The sequence below is a fragment of the Salipiger sp. ABF4_146 genome (assembly GCF_056161345.1).
In genome coordinates this window covers 51542-71691 of the sequence record NZ_JBSWYX010000024.1, presented here as the reverse complement: position 1 = coordinate 71691, position 20150 = coordinate 51542, and the positions used below count along the sequence as shown (strand labels likewise).

General features: G+C 59.9%; 7 protein-coding genes. 1 reads left to right on the top strand and 6 read right to left on the bottom strand.

The genetic code is table 11. The annotated features are described in order from the left end of the window. From ACXAJT_RS23590 to ACXAJT_RS23570, 5 genes are all read right to left on the bottom strand, one after another. A partial coding sequence (locus ACXAJT_RS23590) for an HAD family hydrolase (protein ID WP_475240005.1) occupies positions 1-679 on the bottom strand: 679 nt, incomplete at its 3' end. Positions 680-777: 98 nt separating this feature from the next. Further along, entirely contained in the window at positions 778-2415 is a 1638-nt protein-coding gene (locus ACXAJT_RS23585) for an arylsulfatase (protein WP_475240002.1), read from the bottom strand. A gap of 161 nt (positions 2416-2576) precedes the next feature. Beyond that, a complete protein-coding gene (locus ACXAJT_RS23580; protein ID WP_475240000.1) occupies positions 2577-2936 on the bottom strand; it encodes a response regulator in 360 nt (119 codons plus the stop codon). Positions 2937-2991: 55 nt separating this feature from the next. Continuing rightward, a complete protein-coding gene (locus ACXAJT_RS23575; RefSeq protein ID WP_475239998.1) occupies positions 2992-3582 on the bottom strand; it encodes a response regulator transcription factor in 591 nt (196 codons plus the stop codon). A gap of 35 nt (positions 3583-3617) precedes the next feature. Beyond that, positions 3618-5372 carry a sensor histidine kinase gene (locus ACXAJT_RS23570; protein ID WP_475239995.1) on the bottom strand — a complete coding sequence of 585 codons (1755 nt, stop codon included), beginning with the start codon at positions 5370-5372 and terminating at the stop codon, positions 3618-3620. Between the two features lie 320 nt (positions 5373-5692). On the opposite strand from ACXAJT_RS23570, the gene ACXAJT_RS23565 reads away from it, so the two are divergent. Further along, positions 5693-6493: a hypothetical protein gene (locus tag ACXAJT_RS23565; RefSeq protein WP_475239993.1), complete on the top strand. Its 801-nt coding sequence runs from the start codon at positions 5693-5695 to the stop codon at positions 6491-6493. Between the two features lie 82 nt (positions 6494-6575). On the opposite strand, the gene ACXAJT_RS23560 is transcribed toward ACXAJT_RS23565, so the two are convergent. Further along, positions 6576-20087, bottom strand: coding sequence for a hypothetical protein (locus ACXAJT_RS23560; RefSeq protein WP_475239991.1), 13512 nt, complete (start codon positions 20085-20087; stop codon positions 6576-6578). Positions 20088-20150 lie beyond the last annotated feature (63 nt).

Genomic DNA, 20150 nt, shown 5'->3' with positions numbered 1-20150 from the left:
AGGTGACGCCGCCGTTCTTGGTCAGCATCGGCGTGCCATCGACCACCTCATAGGCGGTGTTGCCCTCGGTGCCGACCACCTGCCAAGGCGGGATGCCGTAGGTGTCTTCCGAGAAGGCGCGAATGAAGTCGATGCCCCCGCCCGAGACGATGTAGGTGCTGAACCCCTCGTCGCGCAGGTAGCTGAGCAGCTCGAGCATCGGCTGGTAGATCATCTCGATATATGGCTTGTCCGTCGTCGGATGCGAGGCCGTCGACAGCCAGTCATGCGCATCGCTCTGGAACTCGTCCACGGTCAGGCCGGAGTGCGAGACGTTGATCACCTCCAGCAAGCCCTCCATCCCGCTGGCGAGGATGCCCTCGACGTCGCCCTCGGCGCCTGCCTTGAGCGCATCCGAGGTCAGGATCGAAGGGTCGCTCGCAGCCTTCTCCTTCAGCACGTCGATGGCGTAGAGAAGCTGGAAGTAGACCGGCTGCTCGGCCCAGAGGCAGCCGTCGTTGTCGAACGTGGCAATGCGGTCAGCTTGAGGAACGAAGTCCTCTGAGGCGGGGTCGGTGACCGTATCCACAAACTCGATGATGGTCGCCTTTGCCTCGGTGTTATTCCAGGATGGCAGCGGGTCGGCGTACGCTGCAACGGCCAAAAGCGTCAGGCAGGTAGTAGCTGTGAGCAGGCGCATGGGAAACGACCTTTCGGAAAGGTTCGAGGTGGTGGAATTGGGACCGGCCCTGCGCTTGTTGCACAGGGCCGGTCTTTTCAATCCTTACAGGCCCGCGGTCATTGAGTGCCGCCCGCTTGCGAGAGCTTCTCCATAACCTTGTCGAGGCTGAAGGAGGCCGCTTCTTGACGTGGCGGGAATTCCTGGAAGGTTTCGAGGAAGTTCGCCACGTAGGACTGTGCAGGCACCAGCATATAGGCGTGGTCGAGCATCCAATCGTAGTAGGTGTTCGAGGTCCGGTAGCCACGCTCGTAGGGATCGCGGCGCAGGTTGAAGATCAGCGGCGTGCGTAGCGGCGTCAGCGGCTCGATCCAGGCGCGGAAAGTGCTCCAAGCCTTTTGCTCCAGGAAGGTGATCTTCCAATCGGCATAGCGCAGAGCCATCAGGTCGCCATCATCGGAGAAGTAGAAGATCTCCTTTCGGGGGCTCTCCTCGGTTTCACCGGTCAGCAATGGCAGGATGTTGTAGCCGTCGAGGTGGACCTTGTAGTCACGACCCTCGCCAACTTCGGCGACAGTGATGCCGTCGAGCAGGTCGTCCTTGATCGTTTCGTTCCCGGCGGCGGCAAGGAAGGTCGGCAGCCAGTCCATGTGGTGGACGATCTCGTTGACGACCTCATCCTCGGGGATATGACCCGGCCAGCGCACCATCGCGGGCACACGCCAGGCGCCTTCCCAGTTGGTGTTCTTTTCACCCCAGAAGGGCGTCATCCCCGCATCCGGCCAAGTGTTCATATGCGGGCCGTTGTCGGTGGAGTAGAAGACGATCGTGTTGTCGGCGATACCAAGCTCATCGAGCTTGTCGAGGAACACGCCGATATCAGCGTCATGCTCGAGCATGCCGGCTGTATATTCGTCGACCGGTTTGCCGACGATCTCGTTGGCCAGTGCCCGGTTCTCTTCACTGACGTGCGTGCGGAAGTGCATGCGGGTGCCGCTCCACCACACGAACCAAGGCGTACCCTGCTCATGTGCGCGTTCAATGAAGTCGATCGCCGCAGCGGTGGTCTCGTCATCCACGGTTTCCATACGCGCCTTCGTGAGCGGTCCGGTATCCTCGATTTCACCGTCAGCGTAGGAATGGATGACGCCACGAGGACCGAAGGCTTCCCGGAAAGTCTGTCCGTCTCCGATCATCATGTCGGCCGGGTAGTCCTCGTTCTCGGGCTCTTCCTCGGCGTTGAGGTGGTAGAGGTTGCCGAAGAACTCATCGAATCCATGGTTGGTCGGTAGGTGCTCGTCGCGGTCGCCGAGGTGGTTCTTGCCGAACTGGCCGGTAGCGTAGCCCTCGGCCTTGAGCAGGCCCGCGATGGTTGGATCTTCGACCTGCATCCCCTCCTGTGCGCCGGGGAGACCCACTTTGGACAGGCCAGTGCGGAATACTGACTGGCCCATGATGAAGGAGGAGCGGCCGGCGGTGCAGGATTGTTCACCGTAGTAGTCGGTGAAGATCATACCCTCTTTGGCGATCCGGTCGATGTTAGGCGTCTCGTAGCCCATCAGCCCCCGCGTGTATGCGGAAATGTTAGATTGGCCGACATCATCGCCCCAGATGACGAGAATGTTCGGCTTCGCAGTGGAGTTCGACGAAGTCTCAGTTTCAGTCGCCTGTGATTCCTGGGCAACGACCTGACCGTTTGATATCCCAAAGGAGATCACGGCCATTAAAAGTAAACGTACTTGAAGTCTCGGTGACATAAGTGTCTCCCTTTCATATAAATACTTCTGGCGCCGCCTGTAGCTTGAAAACGAACTCGATAAAGGTCCCGGAAAAGACGGTGTCATGTAGGGAAGTTCGCTTTCCTCGCGTAGTCTGCATAGTTGGACCAAGTACCTACTCCGCTCCCTCGCTTTTCACCTCAGCCTGCAAGCAGCGCTGCGAGATCGGATCGAGAAATCGGCTTGTTGATGTAGGATATGGCCCCCGCCGCGAGGCAGGCCTCTCTAGCCCCCGTGATGTCGCGGCCCGTCATCACGACAATGCGAAGTTGAGGCGCGCGGAGGAGGAGTTCACTGATCAGCTCCGCGCCCGCAATGCCTGGAAGGTGCAGGTCGAGCAGCAGAAGCGCCGTGCCATGCTCTATTTCGCTCGCAAGCACTGCTTCACCGTCTCCAAAGACGGCGACATCGAATCCGAAGGACCGCACTGCGCGCGAAAGTGCCCGACTTACAGCGGCATCATCTTCGACAATCAGGGTGGTTGCGGTTTTAGCGTCCATTGTCCGAGTCTATGAGACTCGTGATCTGCCTGACTAGTTGGCCTCAAGGCCTACGTCAGGATTGATCAATCTGCTTCGTAACACATACTCGAACGAGGTGCGCGATGCTGCGCACACCCATCTTCTTCATGACCCGCGCCCTATGGACTTTGACAGTTTTCTCCGCCAGACCAAGATCATGCGCGATTTGCTTGTTCAGATCGCCGGCAACGACTGCTTCCATCACTTGAGCCTCACGCCTAGTGAGGTTTTTCAGCCGCTCTTCGTAGCGAGCCGCGTCACGCGTGGACGATTCGCTCTCGGCAACAAGTTTTTCGGCGGCAGCAATAGCCGTACGGAGTAGTTGTGGATTTACGGGCTTCGTGAGAAAATCAAACGCGCCTTCCTTCATAGCTTGCACACCCATTTCGATATCGCCACGGCCGGTAAGGAAGATCACTGGGAGACTTGGAGCAATCGCCGCGATTCGCTTTTTTAATTCAAAGCCATTCATCTTCGGGAGGTACATGTCGACTATCGCGCAGGCAGGGGGCTGGGGCGAAAATTCTTTCAGTAGCTCCTCGCCACTCGAATGCGCTTGGACGTCAACACCGGTACTCCTCAGTAAGCGACTGAGCGCACGGCGCACACTGTCATCATCATCCACGATGTGAACACGGAAAGTCTCTTGCAGTTGTCGGGTCAAGGCGCAGGCAAGGCCAGCTCAACACAAGCCCCCTCCTTCGTGCTTCGGGTGAAGCGCAACTCGCCGCCATGCGCCTCTGCGATGTTCTGGCTGATTGAAAGTCCCAGTCCCATCCCTTGTGACTTTGATGTTGCGAATGGCTTGAAGGGGTCATCGGTCAGCGCGTCAGGCAAACCAGGACCATTGTCTGACACCGTCAGAAGGCGCCGGTTGTTCGGATCCAGCTCTGTGGTGATGATCATCTTTCGCGTCTGTTGATCCGCCATCGCGTCGGCCGCATTTAGTACGAGATTAAGGAGCACCTGCTGAAGCTGTTGCACGTCAGCTTCCACGATGAGCATTTCGTCCGACAAGCGCAACGCCACGTCCACCCCACGAGCGACCATTTCGTTCGAGATAAGCCGCATGGTCGAGCGCGCGACATCGTTTAGATCCGCGCGTTTCAGCCCGCCGCTATCATTGGCCATGAGACGCCGCAGATTGACTATGATATCTGCGGCGCGCCTGTTATCCTCCGCGATATCTTGCAGTACCTCGCCGATTTCGGTCAGATCTGGCTGGATTTGAGTGAGGAGCGCTGAGCCTGCCTCTGCATTCGCGAGTATGGATGTAAGAGGTTGGTTCAGCTCATGCGCGATGGCGCCGGAGAGTTCACCAAGCTGAGCGATACGAGACAGCCTGGCCATCTCCATTCTGCGCTGCATGAGCTCCTCGCTGCTTCTCCGGCGACGGCGCTCCAAGACTATAAGCGCTGCGATGGTGCTCGACTGGAGCAGAATAATCGCAATGGCCGCAAGAATTTGCGGTCCATAGCGCTCCCACACGCTCGGATCGTAAAAGAGAAGCTGACTACCCGCGGGCCGTCTGTCAGGATCCAGATCAAAGCGCCTGAGCTCTCGCCAGTCCAAAACAGCCGACACCGGCACCAGAACACGCGACTCTGCTGCGAAGGGATCGTCCAAAATCTTAAGTGACTGCTCGGCAATCGCTGCGCCAGTGGCTTCGAAAGTTGAGAAGCTACCCCCAACAACCCCGCGACCGATGTTGGAACTATAGACACCGTAAGTGGGCGCTCCCGACACTTCAGTGATGGCCGCCAAGGCATCTGCGGGCACAAACCGCCGGCCGACAGCATCCTCGAAGATGGTCAACACCAAGAGAATGTCCGAAGGACGAAGAGCGGCCGCGTGGGCTTTGAACTCCTCTAGTGTCAGACCCGAGACGAATTCAACACTCAGCGGAGAGACATCCGAAAGTTCCTCGATAGCAAATGACCGCCACCTCTCATCGAAATCGGCGGACCCAGTGAAGACCACAGCGCGCATCGCTTCGGGTTGCATCTGACGCGCCAATTCAAATGTACCGCGCAGATCAAATGTTGAAATGACGCCATACAGTCCTTCGATATCGGAAAACTGTTTCAAAGTCGCATCTTGGACACCCCCAAATACAAGAGGTGCGTTAGGTGCTATGGAGCGCCTCAACTCTACGCCCAAGGAAAGTGCTTCGGGGCCCACCGTTACAAAGACGTCGAAGATTTGATCTCGATACTTTGCCAACATGGAGTCAAGAAAAGTCCGCTCGTCGGCGCTTGTTGGAAACCTCTGCGCGTCCCGGTACTCTGCATATATCTCGTATCTTGGCTGCCCTTCGGAAGATGAAAATACCGACGCAAATCCTGTCTCAACCTCAACGTTTGCGGAGAGCGTGCTCGATCCGGAGTAGATGGCTAGAATTCTCAGCTGTTTCATCGACGGTTCCTCTTGCGCCAAAACTGGAGAACAAATCACCAATACAGCCAGAATATAAAACGCGCCTGCCTGAGAGCACCGCGAGGCAAGAGCTTTAAACTTTCGTCCGAGTTCGGGCAGTCCTTTTCCCCCCGCGCGACAGGAATACAAAGAAACTCATACACAGCGAAGCAGAAATTCTCGCCTTATCACCAACTTACACTCATAACCGCCAGCATGCTGGTTTCCGTTGGCAGGTCAAGCCTTCGCAATCAAAACGTTTCACTTGCAAGAAACTCGATGCAGCCCCAGAGTTGTTGGACCTTTCGCATCGAGGCCCCATGTTTTCCGAATTTTCCGAAGGCGCCGCGCAAACCTATCTTGCACGGGGTCTCACCACCAAGTTGATAGTAGAAGCGGCGGCCCAAGCGCCTTCCCCAAACTTTGTGCCGGAGGCGTTCTCGAAGAAAACCGGACGAAACCTGATCGCGCTCGGCAGAGTGGCAGCGCGGCTCCGCCGGCACCCAGGGTGCATCTATGCCAGAGCTGAAGAACACGAGAAGAGGTTGTTTCTCAACCTCGTTGTTCGATACGCGAATCGTGATTCTCGGCTGAGGTATGTCGCCGCAGCGGATGGCTTCGAGCAGGACTTGATACGCTACATCCACAGGACGGTGGAGATATCAAACGGGCAGGCGACCGATTCTATCCTCGTATTAACACGACATACGATCCAAAGATGGATTGAGCGTCGTGGTGCGGGTGATCCACGCGTGGACTTACTTCGCAAGATGGATCGCTCGGTCCTCCTGACGCTCACAAGCTGCGATCTCTTCACACAAGCGCTCCACATTTCTCGCCACGAACTGCGTGACAGAAAAGGTCAATCTGCGAGGTTTGGCGTCCCGGATCGCACCGGTGGTGTCTGGGTAGCCGCAATCTCCGGCTTTTCGAAGAAAAAAACGTCCCTACAGTACAAAGGTCAAGCGCAGCACGGCGCTCTGGTGTCATTCTTGACCTACTTGGGGGCGAGCCAATTGAGCGATGAGCAGGTAACCTATAGGGATCAGGCACTAGAATTCGGCCTGCTATCGGCTGCGTGCAATTACCCAGATCAATTTCTTCCTAAAGGCGATCGTTAATATCGTAACGAAGCATTCGCGATAGCGCGAAGATCATTTTCTAGAAGTCCTCGGCCATCGAGGTGGTTACCAGGAAGCTTCGTCAAATGGCGGCGCTTTGCTGTTGACCGGCGGCGTCCTCGAAAATGATCTCGACACTGGATGGAATCCCGCCTCCCGGCGCGTTGATCTGCGCAACTGTGGTTCCATCGACCTCCAGCCCGCCTGTGGTGGCGTCGTAGTCCACGCGGTCCGCAACATCTTCCGCGACGCCCAAACGCACCAGGATCGACAGATCGATCGTGTCTTCGCCCTGCGTATAGTCGGTGATGACGTCGGCGACCGTCAGGTCGCTGAGCGAGAACACATCTGCTCCCGTACCTCCGGTGAGTGTATCTGCCCCGAGCCCACCGGACAGGGTGTCTGCGAAGGAGGACCCGATAAGGACATCGTTTCCCGTTCCGCCGTCCACTGCGAATCCGGTCGTTGCCCCGCTCAGATCGATCAGGTCGTCACCGCTCAAAAGGGTGAAGCCTGCGATGTCGGTATAGGGGCGCGCCAAGTCCACGATCACTGCGTCATCGCCATTGGTCCCCTTTGCGCTGTCTGTTCCCCCGCTCTGCCCCGTGACCTCCGACAGGATGTCGCGACCGTCCGCATCCGAGCTGCCTGTGGCGACCATTTGCAGTGTATCGATGTTGAGTACCGCGCTGGCTGACCCAGAGGCGCTGGGTGTGCCGTCATCCACGATGTCGAAGCGCAACACCGGAGAGCCGGCATACCCGGCCGGGACACTGACCTCGATATCGCCCTCAGCGTTCAGCGACAGGCTGACATCCGGATCATCGCTTGTAGGGTTGGAGAGTGCGAAACGGTCGCCTTCTGCGTCTGATGTTCCGGTCAGAAGGTCCGTGGCCGCAATCGTGTAGCCTGTCTGTCCGAAAATATCGAAACTCTGCTCGGGCCCCGGAACCGGTGCCGAGTTCAGCTCGACCTCGAAGCTTTGTGGCACGGACGATCCGTGGTTTGTGGAGACCGTGATCAGCCCGTCAAGCGCCGTCGCCGTGCCTGCAGGCAAAGTTACGGAAAGCGCTGCGACCATCGCCGCAAACGTCGCTGTATCTGTGGTGCCGCGCGTATAGGTCAGCGTATCGCGCGCAGCATTGAAGGTGCCCGCAGACGCGCTCACGCCTGCCGGCAAGGTGCGTCCGAAGGCCACGACAACTTCTTCAATCGTCTCCCATGTGTTTGATATCGGGTCTGGTAGGATCTCGGCCTCGATACCAAACTCAACGACGACCGCTGCACCGGTTTCGGCAATCGGGATGGTATTCTGAGCAGTAACCTCTAGGTCCAATTCCCCGTTCACCGTTATCTCGAAACTGCCCGCCTCGCTGCCACCTTCATTGGTCGTGACCGAGATCGTGCCGGTGATCGGCGTCCCATTGCTGGCGAAATTGGTAGGGAAGCTGATTTCGAGCGTCTGGAACTCCGCAAGGCTCCCTTCGAATGCAAGTCTGCCGCCGGTCGCAGATGCCATACGCGCACCGCTCGTCCAGTTTGTTCCGTCGGGGACGCCGGTGAGCGTGTAAGTGACACCATTAACTTCTTCCGAGCCATCCAGATCCGTGACCTCGATGGTGACGTCGTTGGTCGGGACATATACAAGTGCAGCATCCGTTTCCTGAAGTTGCACCGACGGGGTGTCGACGGTCACTTGAAGGTCGGGTGCAGGTTCAATCGACAGCTCGAGTTGCAGTGGCGCGGATTGCTCGGTGTCGAGATAGATCGCGCCGGTCTCGGTCGAGTCGATGCTCACAGCGACCACGGAAAGCGCGACGTTACCCCCAAAATCCGCAGGAGGCGCATAGGTGACGATCCCGTCAGGCAGAAGGACCACCCCCGGCCCGCCGGCGCCGGCTGCCGGAATGGTCACCACGCCGTCTTCAGGCTCCTGCGAAGCGCCATCGAGCAGGATTTCGCCAAGTGGGGTGCCGTTCTCATCCACCGGCAAGGTGATCCGGAACTCCATTTGCTCGTGCAGATCCGGGGTCGTGCCGCCAAGCGTGATACGATAGCTCTGCCCCTCGTCCTCGACGCCGGTTTCCGGCGCAATCTGACCGTCGAGCCCCGGTATGTCGGCGTCGGGGCGAACGCGCACAATGAAGTCTCTGCTCGCCGAATTGGTATCGGCGTTCGAAAGCTCAAGCGTCTGGACGGTGATGGTCACCGGAAACTCGGCAGGAATGCCGTTGATACTGTCTGGCGTCCTCGCGTGGTCCGGATCGAGTGAGAAATAGACGTCGGAGTAGGCAGTTTGCGAGATCGTGTACGTCCCGTCACCGTTGTCGATGAACCCGCTGCCACTTGGTCCGGTCACTGTCAGGCCTGCCGCATTGCTGAGATCGAGGACGATCGACGTCGTCTCCGACCCGTCCTGATCCGGCGTTTGCGGCTGCACGATCTCAAAGGGCAGAAACGGGATATCCTCGATGATCGTGAGCACGGGGACCGACTGGCCGACATCAAGATATGGCAGGCCCGTGTCGGGATCGAGCACGGTATCTTCCAGCGTGAACACCGGAATATCTGCGACTGCGTTGATAAGGACGGAGCGGTTTACCGCGTTTGTCTTGGTGGAGCCGTTGATGTCCTCGGTGGTTGCGGCGACCCGGATCTGCATGCTGTCGCCGCCAAAATGCTCTGTTGCCGTTAGGTAGAGCCCTTCGAGATCCTCCGGTGCGACGTAAAACACGCCGTCCGAAGCGTCGACCTCCGTGCCCTCCTCGAGGAACAGTCGCGCGCCTTCGGTCCCGCCGCCGATCAGGCGAACCTGAATATCACCGACAAGTCGCTCACCGCCGTCTATCTCTGTGATTTCGATCCCGAGTTCATAGGCGGTGTCTTCGTCGAACGCCGCGGCGCCTGTCAGACTGATATCGGGACCATCCGCGATGGGCGTGATATTGATGTCGAAAGCGCCCGTCGTCGACTGGGTGGTTCGACAGTTCACATTGATCAGCTCGGTCGAGAACGTCAGCTGATCGAGGCTGTCGTAGGGATCGTCAGCGCCCAGCGTCTCGTCGGGATCAAACGGGTTCTCCGGACTCGATTGGTGTTCCGGGGGCGTGAACAAGATGCTCCCTGCGGTCATCGTCGGGTCGCCTGGATCAACGCCCAGCTTGCCGAGATCGACCACCCATTTCCCCGATGCCGGGTCGATAAAGACGGCACCGGAAGGATCGCTGCTGAGCGTAGCTCCTGGGGGCATGTCGATGGCCAACGTGAAGCTGCCAACCACGCCGTTCGGCAAGTTCACCAGATCATCGATGCTGTCGTAAAAGCCAGGCACGGCCTCCATTTTAATCTTGAGCGCAATTTCGGTGTCTTCATCCCCGCTGCCAACCAAAGACAGGGTCGGGGTTGGCAGCTTCTGATTGTCCCCACACGGCAGGTCTTCACCGCCCGAGACAGGCAGGACGACGATCGTGAAATCGGTGGTGACGACAGCGCCGCCGGGAAGACTGTCCAGATATGTGAGGTTCGCATACGCGTCTGCCCCCGGCAATGTGCCGATCTCCTGATCGTCCTCAAGCACGATCGCATGCAGTTGCATCTCGTGGTAAGTCACCTCGGTTACCGAGCCGGAGACAAACTCGAGCTCAGCGAGCCGATCGCCTGGAACCAGGTAAGTCTCGCCTGTCTCATCTACCGGCGTCCCGCCGACGAAGAGTGTGCCGGGCTGCACACCGGTGATGAAATAGTAAATCGTCTCGGAGCCGTCATAGTTGCCCGACGCGTCGGTGATCTCGGTCATCTGGCCGGCAAGCGGCGCCGCGGCATCAAATTCGCTGCCAGCCGATACATTGCCATAGCCGTTACGCACTGCTGCCTCGGAAAGGGTCTGCTCGAGCCTGAACACCGAGTTTGCGTAGCCCGCATATCCGTAGATCAGCTCATAGCGGTAGCCGTCACCTGCCCTATAGCTCTCGTCCACTTCTGCTTCGGCAATCGTCGGGTTCGAGGGATCGGCAGGGTCGGACATCTGCACTTCGACGATCGGCACGTCGGCGATGCCCTGAACACTGATGGTGACCGTGCCTGTCGCTTGAAGCGTCTCGGTCGGCTCGATGGTTTCATAGTAGACAATGGTCACGTCGAACTGCAGCGTCTCGTTGCTGTCCTGCCCCGGCAGAACCCAGAGGTTCTGCGCCTCTGCCGGTGTCAGCAGCAATTGCCCGGCTGTCGGAGAAAGTTCGGTTCCCCCCGCTGCGGGGTCTCCATCGAAGAACCTAGGACTCCGGCCGAAGGAGTCGACCGGGATGTTCTCAAGCCGAATGACATTGTAGATCGCCTCCGGAGAGCGGGGCGAGTTGCCGGAGTTGTCGATGATGTTCCCGTCGATGACCACCTGCACAGCAGTGTCTTCGCGCGTCTCGGCAGCTTCAGATGGATCGCCGCCATCCGCCACCGGCTCAACTCGGATTGAAACCGAGGAGTTTGTAACGCGGGTGGTGCCATCGTCTTCTGTCGTCACCACATCCACGGATGCTGCGACATCCCCCGCGAAATGGGTGGGAATGCCGCGGATCTCGACGTCGGACCACTGTATTACACCGGTGTCGTAATTGGCCTCGAGGCTCCAAGTATTGTAGCCGGGCGGGCTGTTGAGCGAAGTGATGAGTCCGGGCACCTTCGGACCAGTGGGGTTCTCGGTGTCTGGAACATAAACCGTCATGAAGCTGGGCACGTTGCGCAGGACCAGCGCTGTGATCTGCTCTGAGCCGTCCTGATCACCAAGTTCGGGCACGATCTCGAAGGCAAACACCCCGCCCGCGTCGTCGATCTCCTGTTCGTTGCCCACGATCGGGAACGAGATGATCGCAAAGTTGTTCACTGGATCGACATTCACATCGAGCGTGACGTCAGCGCCCTGGGCGTCATCGTCGGATGCGTTCGTGTCGCGTGAAGTCAACTCGATTATCAGGTCTTCCCCGAAGAATGCACCTGTCGCCGAGTATGGGTCGCCATCACTCCGATCCACGTCATAATCTTCATACAGGCTGGGCAACAGCTCAAGCGAGGCATTGAATTCGGTAACGTCCGGCACGAAACTGAGAGTCAACGTACCTGCAACGTCGTCGTAAATCGCACTTTCAACCTTGGCCCACTCGGCATCGCCGAGTGGTGACGTGCCATCAGTTCCGATGAACGCTCCACGATCCACGTCGCCGCCGCTTCCGACATGATCCGCAATCCAATCGGTCGGGATGTTGTGGATGAAGAGCGTTTCAAGCTCCTCAGAGCCGTCGATGTCTGGAGTCGCGGCTTCGACCGCGACGAAGAGCTGGACCTGCCCGTCAGCGGGGTTGCTTTCGCCCGCGGGGCTGGATCCATCGTCGGTACTTTCCAGCAGGGTCAGGACGTCGGCAACGGTGACCGATCCGCCGTCGGCGCTGCCAGAAATCATCTGAGCCGATCCGCTGCCGACCTCACCAGCGCGAAGAACGAAGGCCGCCGCGTTGAGCACCGCTTCCGCAACCGGAGCGACGGTCTGGGTGATACTGAATTGCTGCTGCGCGGCGTTGTCTCCGAGGTCATACTCCTGCCCCGAGAGGTTGAGTTCAGCCCATTCCAATGTGCCATCAAGGCTCATCACCCCGCTGAAATGCTTCGGGAACGTGACTGACAGCCCCGTGAGGGCCTCGGTGAACTGCGCGGTCGTAACACCAGCCGCGGGCAAAATGGCAACCGTCGCGGTCGTGTCCGTAAGCGGCGTCAGCGAGATGTCGAGATACCCTGCGAAGGCCGGATCGGAAAAGGCCACGCCAAGGTCACGGGAGACGTCGAAATCATCCGAGGCCGTCGCGACCGAAAGATCGAATGAGAGCGACGTGAAGGCTTCGGAGCCATCGGTGTCGGTGAGGCCGATACTGTTCAAATTCAGCGAGACGATCCGCTCCCCCGCGGTGTTCTCCTGCGCCGAGCTGTCGCCGGATGCATTGGTGATCGGGTCGACGACCGCATCGACATCGACATCGACCCCATCCGAGGCACTGGCGGTGTCGGTCGTCAGCCCGCTGGCCACATCCCGGGCGGCAACCGTCGCAACAAGATCAGCGCCGAGTGCCGCCAGCCCGTCCACGTCGGTGTCGTCATTCGCCAAGGGCGTGACGAGGATCGCGCCGTCAAAACTGGTCGTCCCAGAGGCTAGGGACAGGGTCAGCGTCGTGCCGGAGAGATTTGCCGAGGTGATGCTGGTCGTGTCACCGCTGAGCAGGTCCAAGGGAATGTCGCCACTCGGCAGCCAGCCCGCAGGGATGTTCTCAACGACAATCTGGGTCAGGTCTTCCGACCCATCCGTATCCGGCGTCGAGGCCGCAATACGCAGCGCAAACTGGGTGTCTTCCTTGACGACATATGCCCCGCTTGTATCCTGCGTCACCTCCGGTGAGGCGAGGTCGACGGAGATATCGATCACGGGTTCCGCGACCGGCTCGATGTTGACGGCAAATGTCTCGGTGGTGGCGCCGCCTTCATTCGTCTGCACCGATACGGTGACCTCGATGATCCCGGAAAAATGCGGGGGAAGTCCGGTGAGCGTGAGCGCCTGAAGCTGCGCGGGGGTCAAGCCCGGGATTTGGTCATTAGGTCCGGCCAGTGCAAAGTTGGTGCTGCCGTCGCTGATCACTGTGCCGTCTGCCGGAAGACCCGAGAAGCTGACGTCGATCAGCTGCAGGGTTTCCGAGCCATCAATGTCGGTGATCTCCACATCGAGACTGAGGGCGATGCTCTGCCCCTGCCCCACGGGGGACGCCCCTACGTAGTCTTCCTGCTGGGTGATGTCCGCAGCCTCAATCACCACGTCGGCTTCTGGCGCAACCGTGATCGCGATAGGCTCGCCCTGCAGTCCCCCCTCGTCTGTGCTGAAGGTCACGGTGCCGGTGATCGGACCGTTCGTTCCCTGCCCCGCCTCCCGGCTCTCGGTCGAAAAGTCATCGGGCAGGCGCAGCATCAGCGAACGATATTCCTCAAGCGTCGCAAAGGTTCCGCTGTAGTCACTGCCCGCGAGGGCGACAAAACTCAGGCCGCCGTCCGTGGAGATCAGCGCGCCATCTGGCAGGTTCGAGAGCGTGAGAACAATGCTGTCGACCGCTTCCGAGGCGTCGATATCGCTGACGGACGCGTCCCAGGCATCGCTCAGCAGAACATCGCGCGGGGCTTGAGATGACGCGTCTTCGTCCCGATCCCCGGGGACGTCGTTCTCGGTCTGGACGATCGCGCCATTGCCGGTGAGCACAAGGTCCTCTTCGGCGGCGACCGTGACATCCAGCCTGCCAAGCGCAAAGCCAGACTCGTCGGTGCTTGCGCCGATCAGCGCGAAAAACTCCGTCGCCGGGTTTTCCGTAGAGAAATCCTGCGGCAATTCAATGACGAGCTCTTCGTATTGCTCCAAGGCCGTCTGGCCCGCGTCGCCTGTCAGCACCAGCGTGTCGGAGCTTGCAACATTGAAACTTGTCCCGCCATCGAGCGAGATGCGCATGCCTTCTGGAAGGGTGTTGAAGACGACGGTTATGCGCGTGACGCTCTCCGAGCCATCGACGTCCGTCGCCACCGGCACAACCTCATCCGCCGGCCGAAAGGTAACTGACCCGTCGGTCTCCGCAAGCGCGATTGTCCCGTTCGGGACGGCAACATCTCCCTCAGCCTCGACAGTGATCGGCACGACCACCGCATCCTCGGATGTCGGCTCAACGCCAAACGTCGCGACAGGGGACGTCGCAGGGCTCTCTGTCGAGTAGTCGCGAGGGAAAACCATGACGAGGTCTTCGGCCTCGGCGACTGTCAGTGGTGCGCCCGGTGTCCACGTAAAGGTGCCATTAGGGGCAAGCGTTCCGACCGGAGTTCCGCCCTGCAGAAGCTGGAAGTTGCCCGCGGGATCAGCGCCATCGTAGGGCAGGTTGGTGATCGTCACGGAGGTGATCCCGGTCGCCGCGGGATTGCCGCCATCCGCACTGTCGATATCCAGACTGTCCCCGATCCGGACCTGCAGGATATCATCGGTTTCGCGGGATATGATCACGCCGCCGATAACATCAGGGGTTGGTGTGATCTCGACAGTTTGCCGCGCAATTTCTGTTCCCTCGGGCGTCTGCGCAATGATGACCGTTCCGAAGCTGCCATTGTAATTGCCCGGCAAGTTGACCGATAGGTCGTTGACCTGCGTGACCGTTCCCGACCAGAGGGACGTAGCCGGGTTGAAATCACCTACGTTGAACGTACTGCCATCCGGCAATCCCAGGAACAGAACCCGAACGGTCGGTGCAAATGCGCTGTTCGGATCATCCGTTTCCGATCCGTCTGCGTCGTCGATCGAGAGATCGATCTCGAGATCGACGGTCACCCCACCGGAGGCATCCGGCAGGCCCTCGTCCTCTTCGGCAGTGATCGTCCCCGGTGCAACAAGGTCGATATCTTCCTGTGCGGAGACGTGGAGAACGCGCTCCGCCTGGCCCCAGCCGTCGCCGGGATCGGCATCGGGACCGGCGGCGGCGCCAGCAGCGATATCCTCGTCGGTCTGCGCCGAGAGCCGGAATGTGAGGGGAAGGCTTGCATCAGGCGGCACCGCGCCAGTGTCGATACGGTTTTCGGTCGAGAAATCCTCGGGAAGCATGAAGGAGATGCTCTCATAGGCCGCCGCGATGTCCGCGACCGGTCCTTCTTCGAGCGTGATCGTCATGGTCACTGAGCCGTCGGCGGCCCTCGTGAACGCGACAACCGCGCCTGGGTCGACCGAAAGCTGCAGATAGCTGGGGTCGATCGGATCGATGAGTGGAGCGCCGGCCGGATCAGTCGCTGGCAGGCCCTGGACGACGAGGACCAGCGTCTGGAGCGCCTCGGATCCATCCGCATCAGTCGCAACCGGGGATAGCAGATCGGCGGGCCGGATGGGTGTGTCATCGTCTTCGAGACGATCGGTGAAGGCCATGCTACTGTCGATCCCGACATCCCCTTCCGGCGAAATCGTGAGCGTCACATTTTCGGTCTTCCCAAGACTGTCCTCGTTCGAGGCAACGCTCAGAGTGCCCGTGATCGGACCTCCAGGCAGCGGACTCTGGGTCGAGTAGTCTGCCGGGAACCCGAGTGTGAGGGCGGCATACTGCGCGTATGTGCCCTGAAAGGTGAACCCTCCTCCGACAGTCTCATCGTAGGACACCGTACCGCCGAGTGGCGTTGCGATCTGCATGTCCGCAGGAAGGTCCGACAAGGTGAGCGTAACGTTATCGATGACCTCGCTGCCGTCAGCGTCGGAAATGCTCGCCTGCCAGGCGTCGGCTGGGCGCAGGATCACCGCGGCATCGGTTTCCGCTGCAATCAGCTCCGTTACGTCAAAATCGATGTCACCAGTTGGGGTCACAGTGATCGAGAGCCCGGTTTCGACGCTCCCTTCGGGGCTGACTGCCCGAACGGTCGCAGTGATCGGCGCGTCCACCTCTGTCGAAAAGTCTCCCGGAAGCAGCAGGCTGACCACTTCAGCCTCAGTCATGCTCCCGCTCCATACGCCGGTTGACGGATCGTAACTGCCCTGCGTGAAGCTCGCTCCCGGGGGCAGCCCCCCAAATTGAATCTCGACGGTCGTGCTGTCCTCTGACCCGTCCAGATCGGTGGCAGTGACACTGATCCCGAGATCGATTGTCACCCCGCCGCCATCGGCACCGTCGCCATCCTCCTGCACGGCAATTGCGCTCTGCGCGACGCTCAGATCCACGTCGAGCTCATAGCCAATCTCGATGCTTCGCTGACGAGTCATCTCGCCATCGCCCAGCCTATCCGTGCCGGGATCCTGGTCCTCGTCGGTGCGTGCCGACAGCCGGAACGTCAGCGGCAGGGATGTCCCACCATCAGCGCTGGCAAAGTCGCTCCTGTTGGCCGTGGAGAAATCTTGGGGGAGTGTGAAGCTGATCTGATTGTAGGCGGCCGCTACGTCGCCGACACTGGCCGCGTCGAGCGTGAGTGTCATTGTGACCGTGCCATCGGCGGCAAGCTTGAACTCCGCTACCCCACCACCATCGTCCAGCAAAAGATAAGAGCCATCTACCGGAGGAAGCGGATCGAGTGGAGCGCCGCTCTGGTCCGTCGCCGGCAACCCCTCGATGGTCAGGACAAGCTGCTCCAGAGATTCCGAGCCGTCGGCATCGGACGTAAAGGCTTCGATGACATCCCCGGCGCGGATGACCGTCACCTCATCCGTCTCGACAGGTGCCACAAAGGGCTTGGTGCTGTCGATCCGCACGTCCCCTTCCGGCGTCACCGTCAGACTAAGGGGGGTGCCGGCCGTGGCAGCGCATTCGGTCGATACCGCCGAGAGTGTGCCGGTGATGGGACCTTCTGTGCCCTGCCCCGGTCCCCGGCTCTCGGTGGAGAAATCAGCCGGAAAGACGAACGCGAGCTCGGTGTACTGCGCTGCCGTACCCGTGAAGACCAATGCCCCGCCAGATACCACATCGTAGGTGAACGTGTCGGTCGGCACGTTCAGCACCGTGACGCCCGGTGGCATGTCCTCCAGCGTCAGAGTGATGGTCTGAAGCTCTTCGCGTGGTAAGTTCGTGTCGAAGTCGCTGATCTCGACCCGCCAGACGTCCGAAGGGCTCAGGCGCACCGGCCGGTCGGTCTCGGAGAGCGCCGCGTCTTCGATGCCGAAATCGATGTCCGGAGCGGGCGTGATCTCGATGACCTGGTCGCCCAGCACCGCGCCTTCCGGGCTACGCGCCTCGATTTCCAGAGACACCGTGCCCGAGTAGTCGCCCGGGAGTCGGAGGCTGAGGGCCTCCGCCTCTGCCTCACTGCCCTGCCAGATCCCTGTTGCCGGATCGTACCGGTCCGTCAGGTCGGTGCTACCGTTCAGAAACACCGTCCCTGCGGGCAAGGTCTCGAAGCGGATCGTCACCGTGATGTCGTCTTCCGAACCATCGATATCGTTTGCCGCGATGTCTATGCCCAGAGCGACCTCGACACCTGTCCCGTCGCCCGCGCGGTCGTCTTCGATTCCGTTAACGAACTCTGGCGCATCGAGCGTGAGATCCGCTTCCGCTGCGATGTCCACCACGCGCTCCGCAATCGCGAACCCGTCATCGGCGGTCTCAATCCGCAGGTCCGCCTCTTCATCAGTCAGGCCAATGAGCCTCAGTGTCAGCGGCAGCGAGGTTCCAGCCGAGAGATCGCTGCGGTTTTCCGTCGAGAAGTCCGCCGGCAGCTCAAATTCAAGGGCAGAATAGGCTTGCACAACATCGCCGACTTGTGCCTGCGTCAGCAAGACGTATGCGGTGACGGTTCCATTCGGCAGGGTGTCGAGTAGAGATTGCGCGCCTGTTGGCAACGCAAGGCCGAGCGATGCGAGGGTCGATCCTCCTGGCAAGCCTTCGATGACAAGCACGGCACCCACAAGGCTTTCGGAACCGTCGAGGTCAGTGATCTGGGGAAGCATAAGCTCAGAGGGGGACACCCGGGTCGGCTCGTCTGTCTCATCCGCAACCGTATCAGGCAACTCTCGGATAACGAGATCGCCTTCGAGGGTGATCCGAAGCGATATTGGAACATTCTGCTCGCCGGTCGAGTCTTCGCTCGAGGTGGCGCTGATCGTGCCTGTCAGTGCGCCACTTGCTCCAGAGAGCGGGCTCTCGGTGGAATAATCTGCGGGGAAGGTAAGGGTCAAAGAGGCGTATTGTTCGGCCGTTCCTGAAAAGGTTAGCGTGCCACCCGTCAGGGTGTCGTAGCTGATAGCACCGGCCGGAACTCCTGCCATGATCACGCCCGGCGGCAGCCCTTCGAGTGTGAAGGTCACGCTCTGAAGGGATTCCGAAGGCTCCCCAGGATCGTCATCCGAAACCGACACCTTCCATGCCGAGGACGGGATCACGACCACTGGCGCGTCGGCCTCTGCGGCCACCAGCTCATTGACGTCAAAATCAACGTCTCCCGTTGGGGAGATGCGGATCGTTTGCCCGGTCTCGGTTGACCCTTCCGGGCCGAGAGCTCGAATGACCGAAGTGATCGTCCCCGAGTAGTCGCCGGGGAGCGTCAGGACGAGCGCATTCGCCTCGGCCATGGTCCCGGCCCAAAGGCCGCTGTTTGCGTCGAAACTGCCACCACTGAAATGGGCGAATGGCGGCACACCCGAGTATTGGATCTCGACGACGGTGCTGTCTTCTGACCCGTCCATATCGGTGGCCGAAACGCTGATCCCCAGTGCAAGACGCACACCGGATTCATCACCGCCCCAGCTGTCCTCTTCGGCTTCGATCAGAGCCGGCGCTGAGAGATCAACGTCGAGCTCATAGGCAAGGGTTACGTCAAAATCGCCGGTGACCACACCTCCCTCATCCGTGCGTGCCGTGACAGTTCCGATGATTTCGGTCGCCGGGTTCGCGGTTGAGAAATCCGTCGGAAGTCTCACTACCAGTTGCGCGTAATCCTGCGGCGACCCTGAGAATGAAAAAGGCTCCGCCAACACTGAGAAGGACACGCCGCCGTCTCTCGAAATCAGCGTCCCCGCGGGCAGGCCGATGAGCTCCAACGACACGGTGGTGACGCTTTCCGAACCATCAGCGTCAGTCGCTCCCGGCACCAACGCGTCGATGGGGCGAAAATCGACCGGGCCATCAGTCTCGGCCAGCTCCAGCACCCCCGGCCCATCCATCGCGACGTCGCCTTCGACCGAAAGCCCGATGGTGAAGTCAGAGCTGACATCGTCGCCAAAGCGCGAGGTGACATGGACCGTTCCCGGAAGCGCGCCCGCCTCGAAGTCCGAGCGGCTGTCTGTTGAGAAATCCGCCGGTAACGTGATCAGGATCGCGCCGACCTGCGCGGCCGATCCGGTCGCCTCGAAGACGAGCAGCCCGTTCTCCGCCAGCGTGAACGTGCCGAAGCTGGCGCTCGTGCCGACCGGCAGGTCAGCGATTCTGACACTCACGACAGCCGCGCTTGTGTCGCCATTCCCGACCTCGGAGGTCAGCGTGAAATAGTCCCCCAGCCTGAAGGACACCGGGTCATCGGTCTCGGCGAGCCGAACGTCCGACGTCTCGAGGGGGACAATCTCGAAGCCCCTCGGACCTTCGCGACCGCCATAGTGGTCTTCGAAACGCTCAGGCTCAGGATAAGAGACCGGCAGCAGGAGCGGATTGATCTCTAGTCCAACAAGTGGATCGAGAATGCGTACAGGGACTTCGGGTCCGCTTCCGGAAGGAGCCTCAGTGTCCTGCGGCTCGGCATGGCTCAGTCCATTCCACGACTCAGCGGGGATCGCTATTTTTAGAAGGTCCTCAGAGCCGATGCTCCGATCATTTCCGAAAAGAGTAAATTCATGTGCGGTGGCCTCGAGAAGGACGATTAAATCGCCATCGGTCAGGACCAGAATCACCGCATCTTCCAAGACCAGCACTTGCGCAACTTCAACGACGCCAGGCAGATCGATTCTAGATTGACCTTCCGTATCGATGAAAGTCACGCCATCGACGATCTCGCCCGCGCTCCCAGCCTCGAGCACGCGTCTAAGATCAGCAACAGACGTCGCCGGCACCAATTGCGCGAGTTGCGAAGAAAGATTTCCATCGGCCATGCAGTCGCTCCTCGTGACTGGCTGGCACCACGATCCTTCAGGTGCCAAGTACAGCCCGCGAAC

Bases quoted from the DNA above. Each gene is read 5' to 3' on its own strand.
- ACXAJT_RS23585 (WP_475240002.1), bottom strand. From the start codon at position 2,415: ATGTCACCGAGACTTCAAGTACGTTTACTTTTAATGGCCGTGATCTCC.
- ACXAJT_RS23580 (WP_475240000.1), bottom strand. From the start codon at position 2,936: ATGGACGCTAAAACCGCAACCACCCTGATTGTCGAAGATGATGCCGCT.
- ACXAJT_RS23570 (WP_475239995.1), bottom strand. From the start codon at position 5,372: ATGAAACAGCTGAGAATTCTAGCCATCTACTCCGGATCGAGCACGCTC.
- ACXAJT_RS23565 (WP_475239993.1), top strand. From the start codon at position 5,693: ATGTTTTCCGAATTTTCCGAAGGCGCCGCGCAAACCTATCTTGCACGG.
- ACXAJT_RS23560 (WP_475239991.1), bottom strand. From the start codon at position 20,087: ATGGCCGATGGAAATCTTTCTTCGCAACTCGCGCAATTGGTGCCGGCG.